The sequence below is a fragment of the Dyella sp. genome (genome assembly GCF_035503745.1).
Lineage (GTDB): Bacteria > Pseudomonadota > Gammaproteobacteria > Xanthomonadales > Rhodanobacteraceae > Dyella_B.
The window spans coordinates 32,231-54,428 of the sequence record NZ_DATJTC010000035.1 but is presented as its reverse complement, the minus strand read 5'-3'; the positions used below and the strand labels follow the sequence as shown (position 1 = coordinate 54,428).

Below are 22,198 nucleotides of genomic sequence, written 5' to 3'. Positions count from 1 at the left end.
CCTTCGCGCTTTCTTGGCTGGCGCGCAAACAGCTCCCGGCGCGGGCCACGCCAAGAAGGTAAACAGGCCCTAGAATCCGGTCATCTTCCGTTGGTGAATGGTCGAATGCTCCTGCGCCTGCTATTCGTGCTGCTGATCGCCCTCAACATTGCCGTGGGCGCATGGCTGTTGTTGGGCCAGGACGAAGTGCACCGGCAGTTCGTCACCGATCCCGGCGTGCCGAAACTGCGTCTGCTGTCCGAATTGCCGCCATCGTCGGCCACGGTGGCGCGCGCGGCGTCGGTGACGCCGCCGGCCGCGCCGTCATCGTCGCCCGTACCGGCATCGCCGCTTTCCGCGAGCGCCGCTTCGACGCCCGCATCCACCAATGCACTGAGCTATGCATGCATGGCGCTGGGGCCGTTCGCCACGCAGGAAGATCTGCGCATTGCGCGCAACGCGCTCAGCGCGCAGGTGCAGCGCGCACGCGCGCGGCAGGAACAGACCACGCAAAGCCGCGGATGGTGGGTGCATCTGCCGCCCAGTCCCAGCCATGGCGCCGCGCTGGCGCAGGCGCGCGCACTCGCCGCGCACAACATCCAGGATTACTTCGTAGTCGGTTCGGGCGACGACCAGAACACCGTGTCGCTGGGCCTGTTCAAAGACCCCGCCAACGCACGCAAGCGCCGCGACCAGATCCAGGCCGCCGGCTTCCCGGTGCAGATGAGCGAACGCACCGAAACCGTGCCCGAATACTGGCTCGACCTGATTCCCATCGACAGCGGCCATTTCGACTGGCGCAGCAAGATCCGCGATCCGGCCATCGGATCGCATAGCACAGGCTGCTTTTGAGCCGGCGCAATCCGATCCACCTGGCGGGTTGTTCAATGGTTTGTGGCCGGCTCTGTCATTAGCTTGGATAACAGATTGGCGAACGAGGCAACGGGCGGCGGTGTCAGCGTCGCCTGCCCGAGCTGACGGGGGCGGACATCGCTTGCCGGATCGCATAAACTAATCGGCCATGCCGGCATAGCTCAGTTGGTAGAGCAACCGCCTTGTAAGCGGTAGGTCCCCAGTTCGAATCCGGGTGTCGGCACCATCTTTGTGTTCGCTGCGGCGCCCCGCGATGCCGGGCACAGGCCGCCCATCCAGCGAAAACGCCGCATCGGGCGGCGCCCGGCCCCAGCCTTGCCGCCACGGCATAACGCCTGCCACCGGCCCAAGCGGCTACACTTGAATACTTCTACAAGGCTTCGCGGGATACGTGGTGTATGGGTAAGCAGGTGATCGCACTGGTGGGCGTGCCGACCGATATCGGCGCCGGACATCGCGGTGCGTCGATGGGGCCCGAGGCCCTGCGTGTCGCCCAGCTCGGCGAAAAGCTGCGCCGGCGCGGGCTGGAGGTGGTGGATCGGGGCAATCTGCACGGTCCGATGAATCCGTGGCAGCCGCCGGAGCAGGGCTATCGGCATCTACCCGAAGTCATCGCATGGAATACCGCGGTGCACGGTGCGATTCATCACGAGCTGCAAGCCGGCCGCCTGCCGATCATGCTGGGCGGTGATCACTGCCTGGCGATCGGGTCGATCAGCGCGGTGGCGCGCCATTGCCGCGAGCAGGGGCGCAAGTTGCGCGTGCTATGGCTGGACGCGCATGCCGACTTCAACACCTCGCAGGTGACGCCGTCGGGCAACATCCACGGCATGCCGGTGGCGTGCCTGTGCGGCAACGGTCCGCGCGAACTGGTCCAGATCGGCGACACGGTGCCCGCCACCGCGCCCGAGGTCTATCGCCAGATCGGCATCCGCTCGGTTGACGAAGGCGAGAAGCGTCTGGTGCGCGAAGCGAATATGGACATCTACGACATGCGCCATATCGACGAAGTAGGCATGAAGCGCACGATGGAAGAGGCGCTCGAAGGCGTCGATGCCGACACCCATCTGCACGTGAGTTTCGACGTCGATTTCCTCGATCCGTCCATCGCCCCCGGCGTCGGTACCACGGTGCGCGGCGGGCCCACGTATCGCGAAGCGCAGCTATGCATGGAGATGATCGCCGACACCGGGCGCCTGGGCTCGCTGGATATCGTCGAATTGAACCCGGCCTACGACAAGCGCAACCAGACCGCGAAGCTGGCGGTGGAGCTGGTCGAATCGCTGTTTGGCAAATCCACCCTGATGCGCGGGCACGATTGAGCCCGCACCGGCCGATCCACTTGCCGATCCTTTTGCCCGTACACTGGGCCGGGCCGCCCCGCGCCAAGGCGCGCGGTAGAGGCATCGCCATTCGCACGAGTCGATAACGTCCCATGCACACTCGCGTTCTTACAGGCATCACCACCACCGGCACGCCGCATCTTGGCAACTACGTCGGCGCCATCCGTCCGGCCATTGCCGCGAGCCGGCGCCCGGAGGTGGATGCGTTTTTCTTCATGGCCGACTACCACGCGCTGATCAAGAGCGACGATGCGGCGCGCATCGAACGTTCGCGCCTGGAAATTGCCGCCACCTGGCTGGCGGCGGGGCTCGATCCGAACAAGGTCACGTTCTATCGGCAGTCGGATATTCCGGAGATTCCGGAACTGACCTGGTTTCTCACCTGCGTCACCGCCAAGGGTTTGCTCAACCGCGCGCATGCGTACAAGGCGGCGGTGGATAAGAACGCCGAGACAGGCGAGGACGCGGATGCGGGCATTACCGCCGGCCTGTACATGTATCCGGTGCTGATGGCGGCCGACATTCTCGCGTTCAACGCGCAGCAGGTACCGGTGGGGCGCGACCAGATCCAGCACATTGAAATGGCGCGCGACATCGCGCAGCGTTTCAATCATCTGTATCGCCAGGAATTCTTCGTGCTGCCCGAAGCGCTGATCGAAGAACAGGTGGCGACGCTGCCTGGCCTGGATGGCCGCAAGATGTCCAAGAGCTACGACAACACCATCCCGTTGTTCGCCGGCGGTGCCAAGCAGTTGCGCGAAACCATCATGCGCATCGTCACCGACTCGCGCATGCCGGGCGAGCCGAAGGATCCGGAAAGCTCCTCGCTGTTCACCATTTTCCGCGCGTTTGCGAGCGAGGCCGAAAGCGCCGCGTTCGGCCGTGCGCTAGAAGAGGGCATTGGCTGGGGCGAGGCCAAGCAGGTGCTGTTCGAACGTATCGAAGCGGATGTCGCGCCGATGCGCGAGCGTTACGAGAATCTGATCGCGCGGCCCGCGGCGATCGAGGAAATCCTGCGCGAAGGCGCCCGCAAGGCGCGTGCGATCGCCGGCCCCAAGATCGCCCAGTTGCGCGATGCGATCGGCTTGCGCGCCATGTCGTCGGTGACGATGCATGCGGGTAACGGCAGGCTGGCTTCGAAGTCGGTCAAGTCGCCGCGTTTCGCCAGCTTTCGCGATACCGACGGCAGTTTCCGTTTCCGCCTGTTCTCCTCGGAGGGCGAGGAGCTGCTGTTGTCCAAGTCGTTCAAGGACCCCAAGGCGGCCGGCGCGGTGCAAAAGCAGTTGAAGACGATCGGCGGCAGCGCCGTGACCTTGCACAGCCTGCCGCTCTCGCTGGTGCTGGAACTGGACGGCGAACCGGTGGCCAATACGCCCGATTACGTCGATGCCCCTGCCCGCGACGAAGCACTTGCGTATCTACGCCAGGCGCTGGACTTGCTCGCGGCGCAGCAAGGCGAATAAGCCCTCGCACCTCGCTGGGCCGGATACCCGCTAACGCATCCGGCCCAGCCTCGCCCCGGAAGGTCATGTGTTATGGCTGGGGCGCGCCCGGCGACGGCGAGCTGGTGACGTTCAGGCCCGTCGCATCCACGCTTTTCACGCCCTTGACCTGCTTGGCAAGATGAATCGCGTGATTCTTCTCCTTGGTGGAGGTTGCCGTACCGGTGAGCGTCACCGCGCCATCGGTCGTGCTGACCGAAATATCCGCGGCCTTGATACCTTTGGCGGCCGCGAATTTCGACTTCACCTTGGTCGTGATCCAGGTGTCGTTTGCCTTGCCCGGTACGGTTTCGTTGCTCGACGAAGCGCTTTGGGACGACATGCTGGGAGGTGCTTGCTGTTGCGTGGCTGCCGGCGACTGCGGCGTACCTTGCTGTGCCATCGCCGGGGATAGTGGAAGGGCCGCAAACACCGTCGCCGCGCCGGCGGCGGCAATGGATTTGCGCAGAAGGGTCAACGTACGCATGGCAATCTCCTTGGACTTGTGAAGCTGCGCGCAAACATGCAAAACCTCACGCAGCAGGCGCATCGCCGAGGATGCACGCGCACATGGCACCAAGCCGTACGTAAAAACGATGTTGCAAAATGGCGTGCGCCATGTCGTTCGTTCAGCGACGTAACGGGCTTGCGAACGCGTTGTTGCGCATTCGTTGCGTGCAGGGACATGTGATCGTTTACATGGCGCGTACCTCGCGCGCATCAAGCAACGTCATCAGCGTGACACCATGGTCTGTTTGACTGGGCGTGCCCGGCCAGGCGGCATGCGCGCTAGACGCCGCTAACGATCATCTCAGGAAGTTTCATGGTCAAGGATGACCGCTTTACGGCGCGCCACTGCCCACGCAACCGCGCTCACTGCGAAAATCCGCCGATCCGGCAGGCACGGCCTTGCGCCGCGCCTGCGCGATTCCGGTGCAGTCAGAACATGTGCTTGAGGATCACGAACAGTCCGCCCGCCAGCAGGATCGATGCGGGCAGGGTGAGTACCCAGGCCATCAACAGATTACGCACTGTCGACCACTGCAAGCCCGAGCCGTTCGCAGCCATGGTGCCGGCGACGCCGGAGGTGAGCACATGCGTGGTGCTGACCGGCAGGTGATACATGTCGGCGGCCTGGATCAAGCCCATCGCGATCAATTCGGCCGATGCGCCCTGCGCATAGGTGAGGTGCTCCTTGCCGATTTTTTCGCCGACCGTCACCACGATGCGCTTCCAGCCGACCATGGTGCCTAACCCCAACGCCAGCGCCACGGCAACTTTCACCCACGGCGGAATGAACTGCGTGGCCTTAAGGCCCAGGCCGCGCCAGGTGGTCAGCATCTTGGTCTGGTCCGGGGTCAGGCCGGGCTGCGCCAGCACCAGCGGAATCGCCGCGTTGGCGAGGTAGATGTCATTGCGCACGTTGCCCATCTGTTCCTGCGGCACGGCGCGCAGGGAGGAACGGCTCCCCACTTGTTGATCGATCTTGCCGATCAACTGCGACAGCGCCGGCGCGGTATCCGGTTGCATCGCGTGCTGCTGTATGGACCGGGTGACGGCTTCGCGCGGATCGCCGGTAAAGGGCGTGCCGTGATCGAAGGTGTTGATCACCTGCTGCACTTGCACCGACACCTGGTGGAAGGTTTGCACCTGGCCGCCGGACACCGCGCCATTCAAGGCATAGGCGGTGGGGACGGTGCCGATCAGGATCAGCATGATCAGGCCCATGCCCTTCTGGCCGTCGTTGGAGCCATGGCTGAAGCTCACGCCCGTGCAGGTGAGCACCAGCAGTGCGCGGATCGGCCACGGCGGCGGCTTGTTGCCTTCCGGGGCGCGATAAAGCGCTGGAATCTTCACCGCCGATTTGAGGATCAGCATCAACAGACCCGCGAGAATGAAGCCGGCGATGGGCGAGAACACCAGGCCCTTGAACACGCCGATGGCCGCGTTCCAGTCCACGCCGCTGGTACCGGTCTTTACCGCGGTGAGCTGGTTGGCCAGGCCCACGCCGATGATCGAGCCGATCAGCGTGTGCGAGGACGAATTAGGCAGGCCGAAATACCAGGTGCCCAGATTCCACAGGATCGCCGCCAGCAACAGCGAGAACACCATTGCGAAGCCCGCGCCGCTGCCCACCTGCAGAATCAACTCCACCGGCAGCAGCGAAACGACGGTGAAGGCGACCGCACCCGAGGACGTCAGCACGCCGAGGAAGTTGAATGCGCCCGACCAGATCACGGCCAGGTTGGCCGGCAGCGAATGCGTGTAGATCACCGTGGCCACTGCATTGGCGGTGTCGTGGAATCCGTTGACGAATTCAAAACCCAGCGCAATCAGCAATGCCACTCCGAGCAGGATGAACGGTGTGCTGGAGTGCGAACGAACGATGGACAGATCGTCCACCAGATGGAGGCCCGCGTATCCGGCACCCACTAGCAGGATCAACCCGAAAATAATGCCGAAAATGCGCCCCGAACCCTGACTCGGCGACGCGGCAGTTGCTACAGCGGCTTCCGTCTGCATGGCTTGCCCCTTTGGTGGTCGGCCTTCGGGAAGCTAAGCACTGGGCAAGACAAAACAGTGACAGTCAGATGCCGGATAGGTTGTGGGCCATTCGTTTCAATCTGTCGCGGCGATAACTGCCGGGGGCGCTTTGATAATGTTTTTTGAACACGCGCCCGAACGCGGCCTCCGACGCGTAGCCGCAGCGTTCGGCGACCTGGTTGGCGGGCAGTCCCTCGCGCACCAGCAGCCGTGCCGCCAGTTCCATGCGTACGCTGGTCACCCATTCCAGCGGCGACAGGCCACCCCGTTGCGCAAAGCGGCGTGCGAACGTGGCGCGCGAGACGTGCGCGCGTTCGGCCAGCGTGCCCACCGTCCATGCTTGCGCAGGATCGAGCAGCACCGCTTCCACCGCGCGGCTCATGCGTGGATCGGCCAACAGCGCCAGCACGGTGCCGGTGAGCTGTTCTTCTGCCATCAGCCGGCGCAGCAACAGCGTGAACAGCGCGCTGGATAGTTCATCGATCAGCGCCGCGCTGCCGGGTTTGGGGTCGGCGCTTTCGTTGCGCATGATCTGGATCAGCGCAAATAGCGGCGTGCGGTCGCCGACGCGGATATGCAGCACGTCCGGCAGCGAGCGCAGTAGCGAGCTGCCGGTTTCGCCCATGATGAATTTGCCGCAGAGCATGTCCAGCACGGGGCCTTCGCCGCGCGTGACGATCCGCGTGACGGCGCCATTGAACTGCCGTTCGCTATCGTCATCGGGCGTGGCATCGCCTTCGTCCAACTGCACGCTTTCGAGTTGGTGGTCGGTGCCGTGCGGGAACACCAGCACGTCCCCGGCCTGGAAAATCTGCGCGCCGCGCGCGGTACGCAGTCGCAGCTTGCCGTCCACGATCACGTGATAGGGCACGTGGCCCGGCGGCGCTTGGGGATGCGGCGCCACCCAGATCCCCGCCAGCAGGCAATGCAGGTCCACGGCGCCAGACGGGGCCAGGGCCCGGATCAGATGGCTCAGATTGTCCATGGCGGCAGCGTGAGACGTTTGAGCAAAAAATAGAGACGTTTATGTGCAGATCGTGGCAAGGCGCAAACCTAACATATCTCCACGGGAACGGCACAGCCTGTCGCCGCAACCGCCCAACCCCCCTTTTCCTGGAGAACCGATATGAACCGCCTTCACACCATTGAGATCGACCAAGCCACCGGCGAAACCGAACAGTTGTTCACCGGCATCAAGCGCGCCATCGGCCGGGTGCCCAACTCCTACCTTACCCTGGGCAGCAACGCTCCGGCGGTACTGAACCAGGTGCTGCAGACCGGCGCCGTGCTGAAGAAGGGCGAACTCAGCGCCCGCGAGCAGGAAGCCATCAACCTGGCCATCAGCGAAGTGTCCGGCTGCGACTACTGCCTGGCGGCGCACAGCATGATGGGCAAGATGGCCGGCTTCGGCGTCCAGGAACTGCACGAACTGCGCGATGGCGGTTTCAGCGCCGATGCCAAGCTCGACGCGCTGGTGAAATTTGCGCTGGACGTGTTCAAGAGCAACGGCCCGGTTCCGGCCGAAGTATTGCAAAACGTCAAGCAGGCAGGCTACAGCGACCGCCAGATCGTAGAAGCCCTGTATGCGATCAGCGCGATCCTGTTCACCAACATGCTCAATCGCGTGAACGACACCGTGCTGGATTTCCCCAAAGCTCCGTAATCGTTGCAGGCGGACATAAAAAAGCGATCGCCGATGCAGCGGCGATCGCCAAGTTATTCCGGGTCAGAACGTCCGCTAAGATCCTACTAACCTGGATACTTTTTGTTGTGGGTGCAATTACTGGCCCGAGGTGGTCGGGGTCGAGGACGCGTGCGAAGCCTTGAACTGCTGCCACTCGGCCTTGCGCGCCTGCATGGCGGCCTTGTTTGCGGCAACCTGGCTCTGCTGGGAGGCAGTCAGCACGGTGGTGTAGATCTGGGCGGTAGCCGCGGCGCGGGCGACGATGCGGGCGCTGGTCAGGTTGGCTTCGGCCTGGGCGAGGCTCGCAGCGGCGGCCTGGTAGCCCGAAGAGCTCGGCGACAGCGCTTCAAATGCCTCGCGCTGTGTACGAACCGCCTGGAACTGCGGCTTAAGCTGGGTGAAGCTCTGCTGCATGATCTGCTTGATCGAGGCCTTCTGGGCGTCGGTGAGGTTGACGCCCTTCAGCAGCAGGCCGGCGCCGCCGTGATGGCCGTGGCCGTGGAAGCCGCCGGGGCCCGGGCCGAAATCCTGTCCGCCGGGGCCGGCCAATGCCAGCGCGGAGCAGCCCAGGGCCGCAGCCAGGATGATCGACAGGGTCATTGTCTTGCGCATAGTGAAGCTCCTGCTTGAGTGAGGGGGTGTTGTGATTATTGGAAACCAGGAGCGTGTTTAAGATCTTTGCGGCCATGTAAAGAAGGGTAAAGTCAGTGTCGCGCAAGCCAGCGGCAGCCAATCGCGGCGCGTAATGCGATAGTAAGCGCCGTGTCTTGCCGCGCTATGCGATACGAATTTCATGTCCCGAATACTGATTGGCGATGACGATCGCGAACTGTGCGCCCTGCTGGCCGAATACCTGCGCCGCGAAGGCCTGCAAGTGGACGTGGCGCACGACGGCGAGGCCGTACTGGCGCTGCTGCGCGATGCCGCCACGCGCCCGGACTTGTTGATACTGGACGTGATGATGCCCGGCCGCAGCGGCCTGGATACCTTGCGCGAACTGCGTGCGCAGCATCGCCTGCCGGTGATCATGTTGTCCGGCCGCGGCGAACCGGTGGACCGCGTGGTAGGCCTGGAGCTGGGCGCCGACGATTACCTGTCCAAGCCCTGCCTGCCGCGCGAATTGCTGGCGCGTGTGCGCGCACAGCTGCGGCGCCACACGGTGGAAGCCGTTGGCGTGATCAGCGCCGGCGTGCTGCGCCTGATGCCGGGCGAACGGCGCGCTTATGCCGGCGAGCAGGAACTCAATCTCACCGGTGCCGAGTTTGCCTTGTTGCTGATCCTGGTGCAGCGCGCGGGCGAGGTGATCGACAAAACCTCCCTCACGCGCATCGCGCTTGGCCGCGAACTGGAACGCTTCGACCGCAGCATCGACGTGCACGTGAGCCGGCTGCGGCACAAGCTGGCGGAAGCATCGCCGCAGTCGCCGCGCATCGATTCGGTGCGCGGCGCCGGCTATGTGCTGCTCACCGGCGGCGGGGCGCCGGCATGAGTTCGTTCAAAAGCCCGTTTCGCAGTCCGCTGTTCTGGCGGCTGCTGATTTTTTTCTGCATCGCCAATCTGCTGGTGCTGGTGCTCAGCAGCTGGCTGACCACTCAGTTCATCGCCTTTTCCACTGAACAGGACATCAATTGGACCGCCCTTGCGCAGAGCGCCGAAGATGCCTATGACAACGACGGCGCTGACGGCCTCGATGCGTGGATCGCGCAGCAACGTGGCGAGGGCATCGACGCCACGCTGTACGAGAACGGCCAGGCGCTGCACGACATTCGACTGCCGTCGAGCCTGCGCGATGCGCTGCCGCGTTGGCTGGCGTCGGGCCGCAACGTGCAGATACGGCCGTTCCCGGGGGTCTACATCGTTGTGCAGCAGGTCACCGGCGCCGATGGCCAAGCGCGCCAGCTGGTTGCCATAAGCAGTTCGCGCCAGCGCATCCCGCGCCATATGCGCGAGAAGATTCTGCTGGGTGTGCAACTGGGCTTGTCGTTGTTGCTGGTCGGCGGCATCGGCTGGTGGGTGGCGCGCAGCGTGTCGCGTCCGGTCGAGGCGATGCGCGGGGCAACGCGCAAGATGGCCGCCGGAGAGTTTGCCACGCGCGTGGACAGTCGCTGGAGCGATGCGCGCGACGAACTCGGACAGCTTGCACGCGATTTCAACACCATGGCCGAGCACATCGAACTGCTGGTGACGCACGAGCGCGGTGTGCTGCAGGATCTGTCGCACGAGCTGCGTTCGCCGCTGGCGCGCCTGCATCTGATTCTGGATCTGGCGCAACACAGCGCCGATAAGGAAAAAGCCTCCGCGCATTTCCGCCGCGCCGAACAGGAAATCGCGCGCATGGATCGCATGACCGCCGAAATGCTGGCGCTGTCGCGGCTCGAAGGCGGGTTGCCCGGCATGGAACGCGATGCGGTGGACTTGGCCGAACTGGTGCGCGAACGAGTCGATGCGGCGCAGGTCGAGGCGCAGGCGCGCGGTATCGCCTTCCACCTAAGCTGCGCGCGCCCGGTGATGGTGCGCGGCAGCGGCATCTTGCTGGAGCGCGCGCTGGACAACATCATCGCCAACGCCGTGAAGTTCAGTCCGGACCGGCACTGCGTCGAAATCACGGCCGAATGCCGCCAGGGCCAGGCGCGCGTGTGCGTGCGCGATCAAGGGCCAGGCGTGCCCGACGACGAACTGGAGCTGGTATTCCGGCCGTTCTATCGCGGCACCAACGCCGTGCACGCGACCGGGCACGGACTGGGGCTGGCGATCGTGCAACGCGTGATGCAGGTGCACGAGGGCACGGTCGTGGCGCGCAACGGTGACGATGGCGGCCTGGAAGTAACCCTGCAACTGCCGGCGGCCGAAGCAGGCTGAGATCCGCGTTGCCTTGCCGGCCGTCGCGTCAGGTGAGGCATGCCGCATAGGGATCGCTGATCGTATTTTTCTTAACCGCTAGGCGGCGCTTCGCCGCGCCGGTTCGGACGCTGCGGATACGTCGCCGCGCACTAACGACACGTTCTAAGTCGTGTAGGGGTTGATCCACGAGTGCTGCGGAATTTTCCTCATGCCTGCATCAGGGAAGGCTGATTTTTTCGTCTGCCGCATGAATCACAAAATGCGCAATCACCTCATTGCGACACGGCGGCAACTCGGATGGACACGCACAAGCAGCTCTACATCGGCGAAGGTTTTGAAGGGCCAGGCGTCAACCTGGCGCACATCAACGTGTTGGTGGGCCCGCGCAACGGTCCCGCCGGGCAGGCTTTTGCCACCGCCCTGGCCACGCCCTCGGCGGGGCACGCGCCCTTTGTGATCATCGCCAGACCGGGCGTGCCGACCAAACCGCTCACGCTTTACGTCAACAAGGCGCAGATTGCCGGCGATTTCCACGGCAACGCGACCTGGGGCGCCTCGCAGGCCGGCATCGCCAAGGCCGTGGCCGAATCGCTGGAAGAAGGCGTGCTGCCGCCGGAGGCGGAGAACGACTGGGTGGTGGTATCCGCCAACTGGGTCAACCCGGCCACGGACGATCTCGACGCCGTCTTTGCGAACAACTATCGCGCCTGCAAGAACGCGATTCGCGCCGCCATGCTCGGCCTGCCCACGCGCCAGGAAGTGTTCGCCGCCGCACGCGAGGTATCCAACCCTTTCTACACGCCCAAGCAGGCGTGAGCCGTCCTACGCGAAAGAAACCGGAGCAGAAGCCATGGAATACGTTCGACTGGGCCAATCCGGCCTGAAAGTGTCGCGCCTGTGCCTGGGCACGATGAACATGGGTACGCCGCGCTGGAAACCCTGGATCTTCGACGAAGAGCAGAGTGAGCCCATCGTGCGCCATGCGCTGGATGCCGGCGTCAACTTCATCGACCTGGCCGATTTCTATTCCACCGGCGTGGGCGAGGAAGTGGTGGGCAACATCCTCAAGCGCCTGGTCCGCCGCGATGAAATCGTGGTCACGACCAAGGTCGGCTACGACATGGGCGCCCATCCCAATGCCGGCGGTCATTCGCGCAAGCACGTGATGGATGGCATCGACGGCTCGCTTACCCGCCTGGCGATGGATTACATCGACATCTACATGCTGCATTTCTTCGACATCAACACGCCGGTCGAGGAAACGATGGAAGCGCTGAACGATATCGTGCGTTCGGGCAAGGCGCGCTACATCGGCGTCTCCACCATGAACACCTGGCAGTTGGCCAAGATCATCCAGGTCTGCGAGCGCCGCGGCTGGGCCAGGCCGATCAACATGCAGCTGCAGTACAACCTCGCCTACCGCGAGGAAGAACGCGAAATGATCCCTTACTGCAACGACCAGGGCATTGGCGTGTCGGTGTTCAGCCCGCTCGCGCGCGGCCTGCTTACCGGCGATGCGCAATCGACCCGCAACCAGACCGACTTCTTCACCGCCCAGATGTACGGCGACCAGGCCTCGCTGCAGATTGCCGCCTCCGCGGCGCGCGTGGCGGCCAGGCGCGGCGTCTGCGCCGCGCAGATTGCGCAGGCCTGGGTGCTTGGCCAGGGCAGCGTCGCCAGCATGCTGGTCGGCGCCGATTCGCCGGCGCAGTTCGACAGCGCGCTGGCCGCGCTGGACACCAAGCTCGATGACGAGGAGCGCTACGAACTGGAGCGCAACTACACGCCCTGCGACCTGATCAACGATTACACCGCCGGCAAGCGCATCGCCCGCGAGCCACGTCCAGCCCGCGATGTCTTTGCCGGCACGAAGGGGAAGGTGGCATGAACGGCCTGATTCGCAACGGGCACTACATCGATGGCCAATGGGTGAGCAGCGCCACCTTCTTCCCGGTGCGCAATCCGGCCACCGGCGCGATCATCGTGGAGATCGCGCATGGCGGCGAAGCGGAGGCCCAGCTGGCCGTGGACGCGGCGGCAAGGGCGTTTCCAGGCTGGCGCGCGCTGACCGCGAAGGAGCGCAGCATCAAGGTTCGCCGCTGGGGCGAGTTGATGCTGCAACACATGGACGCGCTGGCCGAACTGCTCACCCGCGAGCAGGGCAAGCCCATCGCCGAGGCGCGCGGCGAGGTGGCGTATGCGGCCAGCTTTCTGGAATGGTTCGCCGAAGAAGCCAAGCGCGCCTATGGCGATGTCGTTCCCAGTCCGTTTCCCGGCTCCAAGATCCTGGTGATGCGCGAGCCGGTAGGCGTCGTCGCGGCGATCACGCCGTGGAACTTCCCCTTGGCGATGATTACGCGCAAGGCGGCGCCCGCGCTCGCCGCAGGTTGCACGATGGTGCTCAAGCCCGCCGAAGATACGCCGCTGTCGGCGTTGGCGTTGGCGGTACTGGCCGAACAGGCCGGCATTCCCGCCGGCGTGTTCAACGTGGTGGCCGGCGATGCGCGTGCCATCGGCAAAGTGCTTACGCAGTCGGAGGTCGTGCGCAAGCTGTCGTTCACCGGTTCCACCCGCACCGGCAAGCTGCTGGCGGGCCAGTGTGCGAATACCTTGAAGAAAATGTCGCTGGAACTGGGTGGCAACGCTCCTTTCATCGTGTTCGACGATGCGGACATCGATGCCGCCGTGCGCGGCGCGATGGCGTCGAAATTCCGCAACACCGGACAAACCTGCGTGTGCGTCAACCGCTTCTACGTGCAGAGCGGCGTCTATGAGGCGTTTACCCGTGCACTTGCGGCAGCGGTCGGCCGGTTGCGCGTCGGCAACGGCTTGACCGGCGAGGTCGAGCAAGGGCCGCTGATCAACCAGGCGGCGCTCGATAAGGTGCAGGCCCACGTCGCCGATGCGGTGGGCAAGGGTGCGAAGGTTCTGCTTGGCGGCAAGCCGCATGCGTTGGGCGGCACGTTCTACGAGCCGACCGTGCTGATCGATGCCACCCACGACATGCTGATCGCCGAGGACGAGACCTTCGGCCCGGTCGCCGCGTGCTTTCGCTTCGACACCGAAGCGGAAGTCATCGCCGCCGCCAATGGCACGCCGTACGGTCTTTCCGCGTATTTCTACACGCGGGATATGCAGCGTATCTGGCGCGTGGCCGAAGCGATCGAGAGCGGCATGATCGGCGTCAACGAAGGGATCATCTCCACCGAAGTGGCGCCGTTCGGCGGCGTGAAGGAATCGGGCCTCGGCCGCGAAGGTTCCCGCTACGGGCTCGATGAGTACGTCGAGTTGAAGTACCTGATGATGGGTGGCCTCGTCTGATCAGCAGCGCTGATCCGAAATGGGGCAGTTTCGCGCTCCCCATCCAGGCCTTTTTCGGAGCAGGTAACGGCGTCGTCCGCAAAAGCGACGGCGCCCGCATGGCATCGCTGGGTGTCAGGAGGCGTTATGGCTAGTGGTGACGGACAAGCATCGGTTGTGAGGGGAAAAGCCCGGCATGGCGACGCGCCGCGGCCGTCCCAAGACGGGAAAATCCTGCTCGACGATGTGCCGCTCAATGGATTTCACTGCAAGATCGCTGCGCTTACCTTCGGCGCGCACCTCACCGAAGGCTATGCCATCGGCACCATCGCCTATGCGCTCAAGCCCTTCCTTGACCAGACCTATGGTGCGCAGGGGCATTACCGCGCGCTATGGGAAGGGTTGATCGGCAGCTCCACGCTGGTCGGCATTTTCCTGGGCAGCCTGTTGTTCGGCCGGCTTTCGGACCGCGTGGGCCGTCAGAAGATCTTTCTGCTGAGCTTCGTCATCATCACGTTGGCGGCCTTCGCGCAATTTTACGCACAGACGGCGATTGCGCTGTGTCTCTTGCGCATGCTGCTGGGCTTGGGCATGGGGGGCGATTTCGCCGTGGGCCATGCCATTCTCGCCGAATTCTCGCCACGCAAGCATCGCGGACTGCTGCTCGGCTCGTTCAGTGTGATCTGGACCATCGGCTATGTCGCGGCCAACCTGATTGGCATGGCGTATGTGTCGCATGGATCGGATCCGGGCGCATGGCGCTGGCTGCTCGCCTCCGCAGGCGTGCCCGCGCTGATCGTGCTGGTACTGCGCATGGGTACCCCGGAGTCGCCGCGCTGGTTGTTCGACAAAGGTCGCCGCGCCGAAGCCGAGGCCGTGGTCAGGAAATGTTTCGGCGCGGACGTGGTGCTGGATACCAGCACGCACGACCACGCCTCTGCGCCCGGCGGGTTCGGGCGGTTGTTCCGTCATGACATGATTCGGCGCACGCTGTTCAATTGCATATTCTTCGTGTGCCTGGTGATTCCGTATTTCGCGATCTATACGTTCCTGCCAGGTATCCTCAAGGTGATCCACCTGGAGGAAGACAGCAATGCCGACCTGCTGCTCAACGGCCTGCTGATCGCCGGTGCGCTGCTGGGTATCTGGCTCACGGTCAAGCTTCCGCGGCGCGTTTTCCTGATTGGATCGTTCGCGGTGACGGCAGCGGCGTTGATGGCGCTGAGCCTGCTGCCCAGTTCGTTGCCGATGGCGCTGGTGGCGGCGTTTGCCTTGTTCACGGCGGCGCTCTCGGCCGTATCCAATCTCGTGGGCGTGTATCCGCCAGAGTCTTTTCCGACCGAAGTGCGCGCCAGCGGCGTCGGATTTGCCATCGCATGCAGCCGTCTGGGGTCGGCGGGAGGCGTGTTTCTGTTGCCGATCGGCATGCAAGCGTGGGGTCTGCAACCCACCATGATGATGCTGGCCGCGGTGTTGCTGATCGGCATGCTGGTGTCGATCGCCTGGGCACCCGAAACGCGGCATTTGCGCCTCAATGACGCCGCCCGCAACGGATCCGGAAACGAGTGACCCTTGCCAGGTACGGTTGCCTCGAAAAAAAGCGCCATGAAAGGCGCTTTTTTTTCCGTGCTCTGCCGGTTAGTTCGGCAGCGACAAATCGTCCAGCAACGCTTTCAGGAAACGCGCCGCCTCGCCGCCAGTCGCGGCGCGATGATCGAAGGTGAGGCTGATCGGCATGCGGCGATGCACTTCGATGCCGCCCATCACCGCCACCACGTCGTGGCTGAGTTTGCCCGCGCCGATGATGGCCACGCAGGGCGGCACCACCACGGGTGTGGCGTAGCGGCCGGCAAACATGCCGAAGTTCGACAGGCTGATGGTGTAGCCGCTCAGTTCCGACGAAGGAATGGTGCGGTCTTCCACCTGCGTGCGCAGGCGCTTGATACCGGCGCGGATCCCCGCTCCGTCGAGCACGTCGGCGTTGCGCAGGGCCGGCACGAACAGGCCATCCTCGGTATCCACCGCAATGCCGATGTCCACGTGCGGATGCAGGGTGCGGCTGAGGTTCTTGCCGTCGAACCATGCGTTGAGCGCGGGCACCGCCTTGCATGCGGCGACGATCGAGCGGATCAGTCGCGCGGTAATGTCCTGCTTGCCGATCCAGGCGTGCAGGTCGGCATCGTCCACCAGGGTGGTGGGCACCACGTTGGCGTGCGCGTCGGCCATCACGCGGGCCATGTTGCGGCGCACGCCTTTGAGCTGCTCCGGCTGGCCGCTGGCCTGCACGCTCGGCGGTGCGGTGCGTACCGGCTTGCCGGCGAGCGAGGTCGGCGTGCGTGCCGGTTCCGGCTGCGGCAGTTCGGGCGCCAGGTGGCGGCCGGCCGAGGCGGGAACCGCGCGCGCGGGGGCGCTGCCTAGCGTGGCGCTGCCGCTGGCGGCGGCGTTCTTCACGTCCTGCAGGGTGACCACGCCGTCAGCGCCGGTGGGTTTGACGCGGGCGAGGTCGACCTTGAGCTTCTTGGCCAGCGCGCGCACGGCCGGCACAGCTTTCACGCCGCCCACGCTGGAGGCTTGTTCGACGTGCACGTGGCTGCCGCTGATCATCGCGCCGACCACCGTGCCTTCGTCTTCGCGGACGACTGTTTCGCCATTGCCCTCTTCGATCTCGCCGCCTTCATCCGAAGCGGTGACTTTCTTGGGTTCGGCCGCGGGCGAGGCTGCTTTCTTGGGGCCGTGATGATGGCCGGTGGCTTCGGCCTCGGCACGCTGCTTGGCATTGGGATCGGGTTCGAATTCGGCCAGCGCGGCGCCGGTTTCGATCACGTCGCCGGCGGCGCCGTGCAGTTTGGTGACCTTGCCGGTGTAGGGCGAGGGCACGTCGACCACCGCCTTGGCGGTTTCCATCGACACCAGCGGGGCGTCGAGCTTGATGGTGTCGCCTTCCTTCACGTGCCATTCGACGATGGTGGCGTCGGGCAGGCCTTCGCCGAGGTCCGGCAGGTAGAACGTCTTGATGTCGGCCATGTTCGGATTTCCGAAAAGTGGATGATTCGTTGTTTTGTCCCCCTCCCCCGCGTGCAGCAGGGGAGGGTTGGGATGAGGGTGAAGCCGTTGGGTTCAAAGCAAGAGCGTTACCCCCTCCCAGCCTCCCCCTGCAAGCTAAGGAGAGGGGCTAAGAGCATCAGCTTGCGGCAAGCGTGCGTTTGGCGGCTTCGACCACCCGGTCCGCGCTCGGCAGATATTTCATCTCCAGGCGGAACAGCGGAATGTGTGTGTCGTAGCCGGTGACGCGCTCGACCGGCGCAAGCAGGTCATAGAGACATTCCTCGGCGATGCGCGCGGCGATTTCCGCGCCGAAGCCGGCGGTCTTGGGAGCTTCGTGCACGATCACGCAGCGGCCGGTCTTCTGCACCGACTCGGCGATGGTGTCAAAGTCCAGCGGGGTGAGCGTGGCCACGTCGATCACTTCGGCGCTGATGCCTTCCTCGGCCAGCGCATCGGCCGCTTCCAGCGCTTCTTTCACCTGTGCGCCCCAGGTCACGATGGTGACGTCGGTGCCGTCGCGCAGCACGAAGCACACGTCCAGCGGCAGCGCTTCGCCGTCGTCGGGCACTTCTTCCTTGTATTGGCGGTAGATGCGCTTGGGTTCGAAGAACATCACCGGATCCGGATCGCGGATCGCGGCCAGCAGCAAGCCATAAGCGCGCGCCGGCGAGGACGGCATCACCACGCGCAGGCCGGGGATATTGGTGAACAGGTGCTCGTTGGCTTCGGAGTGGTGCTCCGGCGCGCGAATGCCGCCGCCCCACGGCGCACGCCACACGGCCGGCACGGTGATGCGCCCGCGCGTGCGGTTGCGCAGGCGCGCGGCGTGGCAGGCGATCTGCTCCATCATCGGATAGATGAAGCCTTCGAACTGCGCCTCGGCCACGGGTTTCATGCCTTGCGCGGCCAGGCCCACGGTGACGCCGGCGATGGTGGTTTCGTCCAGCGGCGTGTCCAGCACGCGCAGTTCGCCGAATTTTTCCTGCAGGCCCTGGGTGGCGCGGAACACGCCGCCGTTCACGCCCACGTCTTCGCCCAGCACTACGACGCTTTCGTCGTGGGCCATTTCATAGGCCAGCGCCTGGGTGACGGCTTCGATAAGAGTGATTTGTGCCATGACTTAGTGCGCCTTCTTGTCGAGCGAGATTGCCAGATCGCGTTGCTTGGCCAGGTCCGCCGGGACTTCGGCGAAGGTGTAGTCAAACATCGCCGTGACCGGCTGGGTCTTGGTCTGGAGGTAGGCGTTGACCTCGTTGTCCATCCAGTCGTCGCACTCGGTCTTCCACGCTTCTTCTTTCTGGTCGTCCCACGCTTTCTTCGCGACCAGCCAGTTGCGCAGGCGTTTCATGGGTTCCTTCGCCCAGGCGTCCTTCACTTCCTGTTCGCCGCGATAACGGCGCGCGTCGTCAGCGGTGGTGTGGTCGCTCAGGCGGTAGGTGACCAGCTCCAGCACGCTGCCGCCCTTGCCGGTGCGGGCGCGCTCGAGCGCATCTTCCATGGCCTTGCGCACGGCGATGATGTCGTTGCCGTCCACCTGGATCGAGAACAGGCCGGCGGCGATGCCCTTCTGCGCCAGCGTCGGCGCGCCGGACTGGATCTTGCGCGGCACCGAGATCGCCCACTGGTTGTTGACGATCACCGCCACCATCGGCAGGTTCTGCGCGCCGGCGATGTTGATGGCGCCGTAGAAGTCGCCCTTGGACGAACCGCCGTCGCCGATCGTGCACACCGCCACGCGCGGTTCGTTGCGGATCTTGAACGCCAGCGCGGAACCGGCGGCATGCAGGCATTGCGTGGCGATCGGCACCGACCAGGCGAAGTCGTGGCGGGCCGGTTCCTTCTGGTAGTCGTTGCCGCGTTCGTCGCCGCCCCAGTACATGTACACCTCGCGCGGCTGCACGCCGCGGAACAGCTGGGCGCCGTATTCGCGATAGCTCGGTGCCAGCACGTCCTCGGGCTTCATGGCGCTGCCGATGCCCACGTGGGCGGCCTCATGGCCCAGGCAGCTTGCATACGTGCCGAGCTTGCCGGTACGTTGCAGGGCAACCGACTTGGCGTCGAACACGCGGGTGGACATCATCAGCTTGTACAGCTCGACCATGTGGTGGAGGTCTTTGGCGAACTCAGGCAGGTCGTCACGGACCTGCTTGCCTTCCGCGTCGAGGTATTGCAGGTATTCGATTTCAAACTTGGCGGCGATGGACACGACTCGCTCCCGGATGGGGTAAGGAAAGAGTTTCTGCGGGGGAGGCGAGGCCCATCCAGTGGGGCCTTGCGCACAGGGAAAGTCTCAAAAAAACCCCTATTTGATAGCAGGCACCCATGTTGCGCCGCAAGGTACGGTGCAGCATGCGAGCCCGTACGGACCCTTGGTGGCAGGGCGGGGTGCTGGGGCTTGATCTACATATTACGCAGGCAATGTTAACGGTTAACATGAGCGTTTTCCGTGCTTGCCGACCTTTATGACGGATAACCAGCGTGATCTCGAGGCGGGCATCCAGCTCGACCTGAACGGGCAGATGACCTACGGCGGCTACCTGCGGCTGGATCAGCTCCTGTCCGCGCAACACCCCCTTACCCAGCCCGCGCATCACGACGAGATGCTGTTCATCGTGCAGCACCAGGTGGCCGAGTTGTGGATGAAGCTGATCATCCATGAGCTGAAATCGGCGCTGGCGCACCTGCGCGGCGATGACGTGAACGGGTGCCTGAAGATCCTGGCGCGGGTCAAGCAGGTGCAGCGTCAGCTGTTCGAGCAGTGGGCGGTGCTGGAGACGCTGACGCCGGCCGAATACCTGGAATTTCGCGAGGCACTGGGGCCTTCGTCGGGCTTTCAATCGCTGCAATACCGGCAGATCGAGTTCATGCTGGGCAACAAGAACGCGCAGATGCTGCGCGTGTTCGATCACGACCCGGCCGCGCAGTCGGCATTGCGCGAGGTGCTGCAGGCGCCCAGCCTTTACGACGAATTTCTGCGCTACCTGGCGCGCCGCGGCCATGCGGTGCCCGAGGCGCTGCTCGATCGCGACTGGAGCGAGCCGTACCGTCGCCATGAAGCGCTGTTGCCGGTGTTCAAGCGCATCTATGAGGACACCGCCATGTTTTGGCCGGAGTACCACATGTGCGAACAACTGGTGGACATGGAGGAAAGTTTCCAGCTATGGCGGTTCCGCCACATGAAGACGGTGGAGCGCATCATCGGACATCGGCGCGGTACGGGCGGTTCCTCCGGCGTGGCGTTTCTCAAGAAGGCGCTGGAGCTGGAATTCTTTCCCGAATTGCTGGATGTGCGCACGGTGCTGGGCAGCTGATCTCCCTCGCCGCGATGGGCGTCTGCGCCGCAATGACGTTGGCCTGAAACTTCCGCGCCCGGCTGAAGATGCTGCGTTGCGTTTGACGCCAGCGGTGCTGCTGGTTACATCTAGGGCCTGTTTACACTATGGACGTAGCCCGCGCCGGATGGCGGCCACTCAAACGCAACCGGGCTACGCGCATAGCGTAAACAGGTCCTAGCAAGTCCAGTGCAGCCGATGCGAAGCTGCCATACCTATTCTTCCAGGGGGAAATCCGTGAGCCAGAATCCCGCCGCCGGCATCGCCGCCGTGCCCGACTTTCCGCAGATGCTCGGCCATCCGCGGCCGCTGTGGATGCTGTTCATGACCGAGTTCTGGGAGCGCTTTTCGTTCTACAGCGTGAGCTGGGCGCTGGCGTTGTACATCGTGGCGCAGTTCTATCACGGCGATCCATCCGGCCAGGCGTGGGCCAGCGCGATTTTCAGCGCGTATACCGCACTTGTTTACGCCAGCAGCATTTTTGGCGGCTTCGTGGCCGACAAGGTCATCGGTTACCAGCGTTCGATCCTGGTCGGCGCGCTGGTGATGGGGCTGGGCCTGTTCGTGATGATGCTGCCGGAGCAGAACCTGCTGTTGTGCGGCCTGGCGCTGGTGATCGTGGGCAACGGGCTGTTCAAGCCGAATATTTCCTCCATGGTCGGACAGCTCTACGGCATGGCCGACGAGCGCCGCGACCGCGGTTTCACGCTGTTCTACATGGGCATCAACTTCGGCGCGCTGGTGGCGCCGCTGCTGACCGGCTGGCTGGCCGGGTATGTCACCGACACGCCGATGCAGCAGAACTACAAGGTGGTGTTTGCGGCGGCCGGCGTAGGCATGCTGTTGAGCCTGGTGTGGTTCTGGTTCGGCCGGCGCGGCCTCAAAGGCGTGGGGCGTCCGGCGCCCGGCGCCGAAGGGCTGGCCCGCGTGGTCTGGGTGCTGCTTGGCGTGGCGGTGGCGGTGCCGCTGGTGTACCTGCTGCTGCGCTACGGTGCGCAGCGACTGTCGCTGGTGCTGGGGCCGCTGTTTGTGATCGTCGCCGTAGCGCTGATGGTCGAGGCCAAGCGCCACGACCGGGTGCAGTTGGACCGCGTGGTGGCGATGCTGGTCATCTTCGCTTTCAACGTGCTGTTCTGGACGTTCTATTACCAGCTTGGCACCTCGTTCAATTTCCTGGCGGAAAACCTGGTCGACCGGCGCATGCCCGGCGGCTGGACGTTCCCGGTGGCGTGGTTCCAGTCGGTCAGCCCGCTGGCGATCATCGTGCTGGCGCCGGTGGTATCGCTGACGTGGGGGTTGCTGGCCAAGCGCCACCGGGAGCCGTCGATCCCGCGCAAGTTCGGCCTTGGCCTGATCTTCAACGGGCTGGGCTTCGCCGGGCTGATGTACGCGCTGTCCAAGCTGATCGGCGAGGGCGGCAGCCTGATTCCGTTCTGGCCGCTGACGCTGTGCTACGTGCTGCAGACGGTTGGCGAGCTGTGCCTGTCGCCGATCGGCCTGTCGATGGTCACCAAGCTGGCGCCGCCGCGCCTGGTCGGCGTAGCGATGGGCGGCTGGTTTCTTTCGCTGGCGGTGGGCGGCAATCTGTCCGGACTGGTGGCGGGCTACATCAGCGGCACCGGCGGCATGACCGCCGCCTCCGCGCTGGGCGGGTTCACCTTCGGCTTCTGGCTGCTGGTTGGCGCGGGCGGGCTGCTGTGGCTGGTCTCGCCGCTGATCAACCGCCTGATGCATGGCGTGAAATGATGTCCTGACGGGTCGTTCCGGCGCGTGCCG

Annotated in this window: 19 protein-coding genes and 1 tRNA gene; 13 read left to right on the top strand and 7 right to left on the bottom strand. The window is 64.5% G+C overall.

Annotated elements, in window-relative coordinates:
- The first annotated feature begins 105 nt into the window (after positions 1-105).
- The 4 genes from VME63_RS13610 to VME63_RS13595 all read left to right on the top strand — a co-directional run bounded on the left by VME63_RS13610 (position 106) and on the right by VME63_RS13595 (position 3,658).
- Complete coding sequence (locus VME63_RS13610; protein ID WP_325433900.1) at positions 106-831, top strand: SPOR domain-containing protein; 726 nt, start codon at positions 106-108, stop codon at positions 829-831.
- Positions 832-1,002: 171 nt separating this feature from the next.
- A tRNA-Thr gene (locus VME63_RS13605) sits at positions 1,003-1,078 on the top strand.
- Between the two features lie 172 nt (positions 1,079-1,250).
- Complete coding sequence (rocF, locus tag VME63_RS13600) at positions 1,251-2,174, top strand: arginase (protein WP_325433899.1); 924 nt, start codon at positions 1,251-1,253, stop codon at positions 2,172-2,174.
- 113 nt (positions 2,175-2,287) lie between these two features.
- Positions 2,288-3,658, top strand: a complete 1,371-nt coding sequence (locus tag VME63_RS13595; protein ID WP_325433898.1) for a tryptophan--tRNA ligase — start codon at positions 2,288-2,290, stop codon at positions 3,656-3,658.
- 70 nt (positions 3,659-3,728) lie between these two features.
- Here the strand turns inward: VME63_RS13595 and VME63_RS13590 are convergent, their stop codons facing one another.
- The 3 genes from VME63_RS13590 to VME63_RS13580 form a co-directional block, all read right to left on the bottom strand.
- The gene (locus VME63_RS13590) at positions 3,729-4,163 is read right to left on the bottom strand and encodes a BON domain-containing protein (RefSeq protein WP_325433897.1); all 435 of its coding nucleotides are present in this window, start codon (positions 4,161-4,163) and stop codon (positions 3,729-3,731) included.
- Between the two features lie 452 nt (positions 4,164-4,615).
- The gene (locus tag VME63_RS13585) at positions 4,616-6,199 is read right to left on the bottom strand and encodes an inorganic phosphate transporter (RefSeq protein WP_325433896.1); all 1,584 of its coding nucleotides are present in this window, start codon (positions 6,197-6,199) and stop codon (positions 4,616-4,618) included.
- Positions 6,200-6,263: 64 nt separating this feature from the next.
- Positions 6,264-7,205 carry an AraC family transcriptional regulator gene (locus VME63_RS13580; RefSeq protein WP_325433895.1) on the bottom strand — a complete coding sequence of 314 codons (942 nt, stop codon included), beginning with the start codon at positions 7,203-7,205 and terminating at the stop codon, positions 6,264-6,266.
- A 141-nt stretch (positions 7,206-7,346) separates the two neighbouring features.
- Between VME63_RS13580 and VME63_RS13575 the strand changes: the two genes are divergently transcribed.
- Entirely contained in the window at positions 7,347-7,883 is a 537-nt protein-coding gene (locus VME63_RS13575; RefSeq protein ID WP_325433894.1) for a carboxymuconolactone decarboxylase family protein, read from the top strand.
- Between the two features lie 117 nt (positions 7,884-8,000).
- On the opposite strand, the gene VME63_RS13570 is transcribed toward VME63_RS13575, so the two are convergent.
- The gene (locus VME63_RS13570) at positions 8,001-8,516 is read right to left on the bottom strand and encodes a Spy/CpxP family protein refolding chaperone (RefSeq protein WP_325433893.1); all 516 of its coding nucleotides are present in this window, start codon (positions 8,514-8,516) and stop codon (positions 8,001-8,003) included.
- 181 nt (positions 8,517-8,697) lie between these two features.
- On the opposite strand from VME63_RS13570, the gene VME63_RS13565 reads away from it, so the two are divergent.
- From VME63_RS13565 to VME63_RS13540, 6 genes are all read left to right on the top strand, one after another.
- Positions 8,698-9,393 (top strand): response regulator, encoded by a 696-nt coding sequence (locus tag VME63_RS13565; RefSeq protein ID WP_325433892.1) that lies wholly within the window; start codon positions 8,698-8,700, stop codon positions 9,391-9,393.
- Entirely contained in the window at positions 9,390-10,763 is a 1,374-nt protein-coding gene (locus VME63_RS13560) for a HAMP domain-containing sensor histidine kinase (RefSeq protein WP_325433891.1), read from the top strand. Before VME63_RS13565 ends, VME63_RS13560 begins: the two co-directional genes overlap by 4 nt.
- Positions 10,764-11,042: 279 nt before the next feature.
- Complete coding sequence (gene fae / locus VME63_RS13555; RefSeq protein ID WP_325433890.1) at positions 11,043-11,561, top strand: formaldehyde-activating enzyme; 519 nt, start codon at positions 11,043-11,045, stop codon at positions 11,559-11,561.
- 34 nt (positions 11,562-11,595) lie between these two features.
- Positions 11,596-12,633, top strand: a complete 1,038-nt coding sequence (locus VME63_RS13550; RefSeq protein WP_325433889.1) for an aldo/keto reductase — start codon at positions 11,596-11,598, stop codon at positions 12,631-12,633.
- A complete protein-coding gene (locus VME63_RS13545) occupies positions 12,630-14,066 on the top strand; it encodes an NAD-dependent succinate-semialdehyde dehydrogenase (RefSeq protein ID WP_325433888.1) in 1,437 nt (478 codons plus the stop codon). Before VME63_RS13550 ends, VME63_RS13545 begins: the two co-directional genes overlap by 4 nt.
- Positions 14,067-14,222: 156 nt before the next feature.
- On the top strand, positions 14,223-15,614 hold the full coding sequence (locus VME63_RS13540) for an MFS transporter (RefSeq protein ID WP_325433887.1): 1,392 nt from the start codon (positions 14,223-14,225) through the stop codon (positions 15,612-15,614).
- A 69-nt stretch (positions 15,615-15,683) separates the two neighbouring features.
- On the opposite strand, the gene VME63_RS13535 is transcribed toward VME63_RS13540, so the two are convergent.
- From VME63_RS13535 to pdhA, 3 genes are all read right to left on the bottom strand, one after another.
- Entirely contained in the window at positions 15,684-17,069 is a 1,386-nt protein-coding gene (locus VME63_RS13535; protein WP_325433886.1) for a dihydrolipoamide acetyltransferase family protein, read from the bottom strand.
- 157 nt (positions 17,070-17,226) lie between these two features.
- Positions 17,227-18,207, bottom strand: coding sequence for an alpha-ketoacid dehydrogenase subunit beta (locus VME63_RS13530; protein WP_325433885.1), 981 nt, complete (start codon positions 18,205-18,207; stop codon positions 17,227-17,229).
- Positions 18,208-18,210: 3 nt separating this feature from the next.
- On the bottom strand, positions 18,211-19,296 hold the full coding sequence (pdhA, locus tag VME63_RS13525) for a pyruvate dehydrogenase (acetyl-transferring) E1 component subunit alpha (RefSeq protein ID WP_325433884.1): 1,086 nt from the start codon (positions 19,294-19,296) through the stop codon (positions 18,211-18,213).
- Between the two features lie 256 nt (positions 19,297-19,552).
- On the opposite strand from pdhA, the gene VME63_RS13520 reads away from it, so the two are divergent.
- The gene (locus VME63_RS13520; protein WP_325433883.1) at positions 19,553-20,401 is read left to right on the top strand and encodes a tryptophan 2,3-dioxygenase; all 849 of its coding nucleotides are present in this window, start codon (positions 19,553-19,555) and stop codon (positions 20,399-20,401) included.
- A 309-nt stretch (positions 20,402-20,710) separates the two neighbouring features.
- On the top strand, positions 20,711-22,168 hold the full coding sequence (locus tag VME63_RS13515; RefSeq protein WP_325433926.1) for an oligopeptide:H+ symporter: 1,458 nt from the start codon (positions 20,711-20,713) through the stop codon (positions 22,166-22,168).
- Positions 22,169-22,198: the final 30 nt, after the last annotated feature.

Bases quoted from the DNA above. Each gene is read 5' to 3' on its own strand.
- VME63_RS13610 (WP_325433900.1), top strand. From the start codon at position 106: ATGCTCCTGCGCCTGCTATTCGTGCTGCTGATCGCCCTCAACATTGCC.
- rocF (WP_325433899.1), top strand. From the start codon at position 1,251: ATGGGTAAGCAGGTGATCGCACTGGTGGGCGTGCCGACCGATATCGGC.
- VME63_RS13595 (WP_325433898.1), top strand. From the start codon at position 2,288: ATGCACACTCGCGTTCTTACAGGCATCACCACCACCGGCACGCCGCAT.
- VME63_RS13590 (WP_325433897.1), bottom strand. From the start codon at position 4,163: ATGCGTACGTTGACCCTTCTGCGCAAATCCATTGCCGCCGCCGGCGCG.
- VME63_RS13585 (WP_325433896.1), bottom strand. From the start codon at position 6,199: ATGCAGACGGAAGCCGCTGTAGCAACTGCCGCGTCGCCGAGTCAGGGT.
- VME63_RS13580 (WP_325433895.1), bottom strand. From the start codon at position 7,205: ATGGACAATCTGAGCCATCTGATCCGGGCCCTGGCCCCGTCTGGCGCC.
- VME63_RS13575 (WP_325433894.1), top strand. From the start codon at position 7,347: ATGAACCGCCTTCACACCATTGAGATCGACCAAGCCACCGGCGAAACC.
- VME63_RS13570 (WP_325433893.1), bottom strand. From the start codon at position 8,516: ATGCGCAAGACAATGACCCTGTCGATCATCCTGGCTGCGGCCCTGGGC.
- VME63_RS13565 (WP_325433892.1), top strand. From the start codon at position 8,698: ATGTCCCGAATACTGATTGGCGATGACGATCGCGAACTGTGCGCCCTG.
- VME63_RS13560 (WP_325433891.1), top strand. From the start codon at position 9,390: ATGAGTTCGTTCAAAAGCCCGTTTCGCAGTCCGCTGTTCTGGCGGCTG.
- fae (WP_325433890.1), top strand. From the start codon at position 11,043: ATGGACACGCACAAGCAGCTCTACATCGGCGAAGGTTTTGAAGGGCCA.
- VME63_RS13550 (WP_325433889.1), top strand. From the start codon at position 11,596: ATGGAATACGTTCGACTGGGCCAATCCGGCCTGAAAGTGTCGCGCCTG.
- VME63_RS13545 (WP_325433888.1), top strand. From the start codon at position 12,630: ATGAACGGCCTGATTCGCAACGGGCACTACATCGATGGCCAATGGGTG.
- VME63_RS13535 (WP_325433886.1), bottom strand. From the start codon at position 17,069: ATGGCCGACATCAAGACGTTCTACCTGCCGGACCTCGGCGAAGGCCTG.
- VME63_RS13530 (WP_325433885.1), bottom strand. From the start codon at position 18,207: ATGGCACAAATCACTCTTATCGAAGCCGTCACCCAGGCGCTGGCCTAT.
- VME63_RS13520 (WP_325433883.1), top strand. From the start codon at position 19,553: ATGACGGATAACCAGCGTGATCTCGAGGCGGGCATCCAGCTCGACCTG.
- VME63_RS13515 (WP_325433926.1), top strand. From the start codon at position 20,711: ATGCTCGGCCATCCGCGGCCGCTGTGGATGCTGTTCATGACCGAGTTC.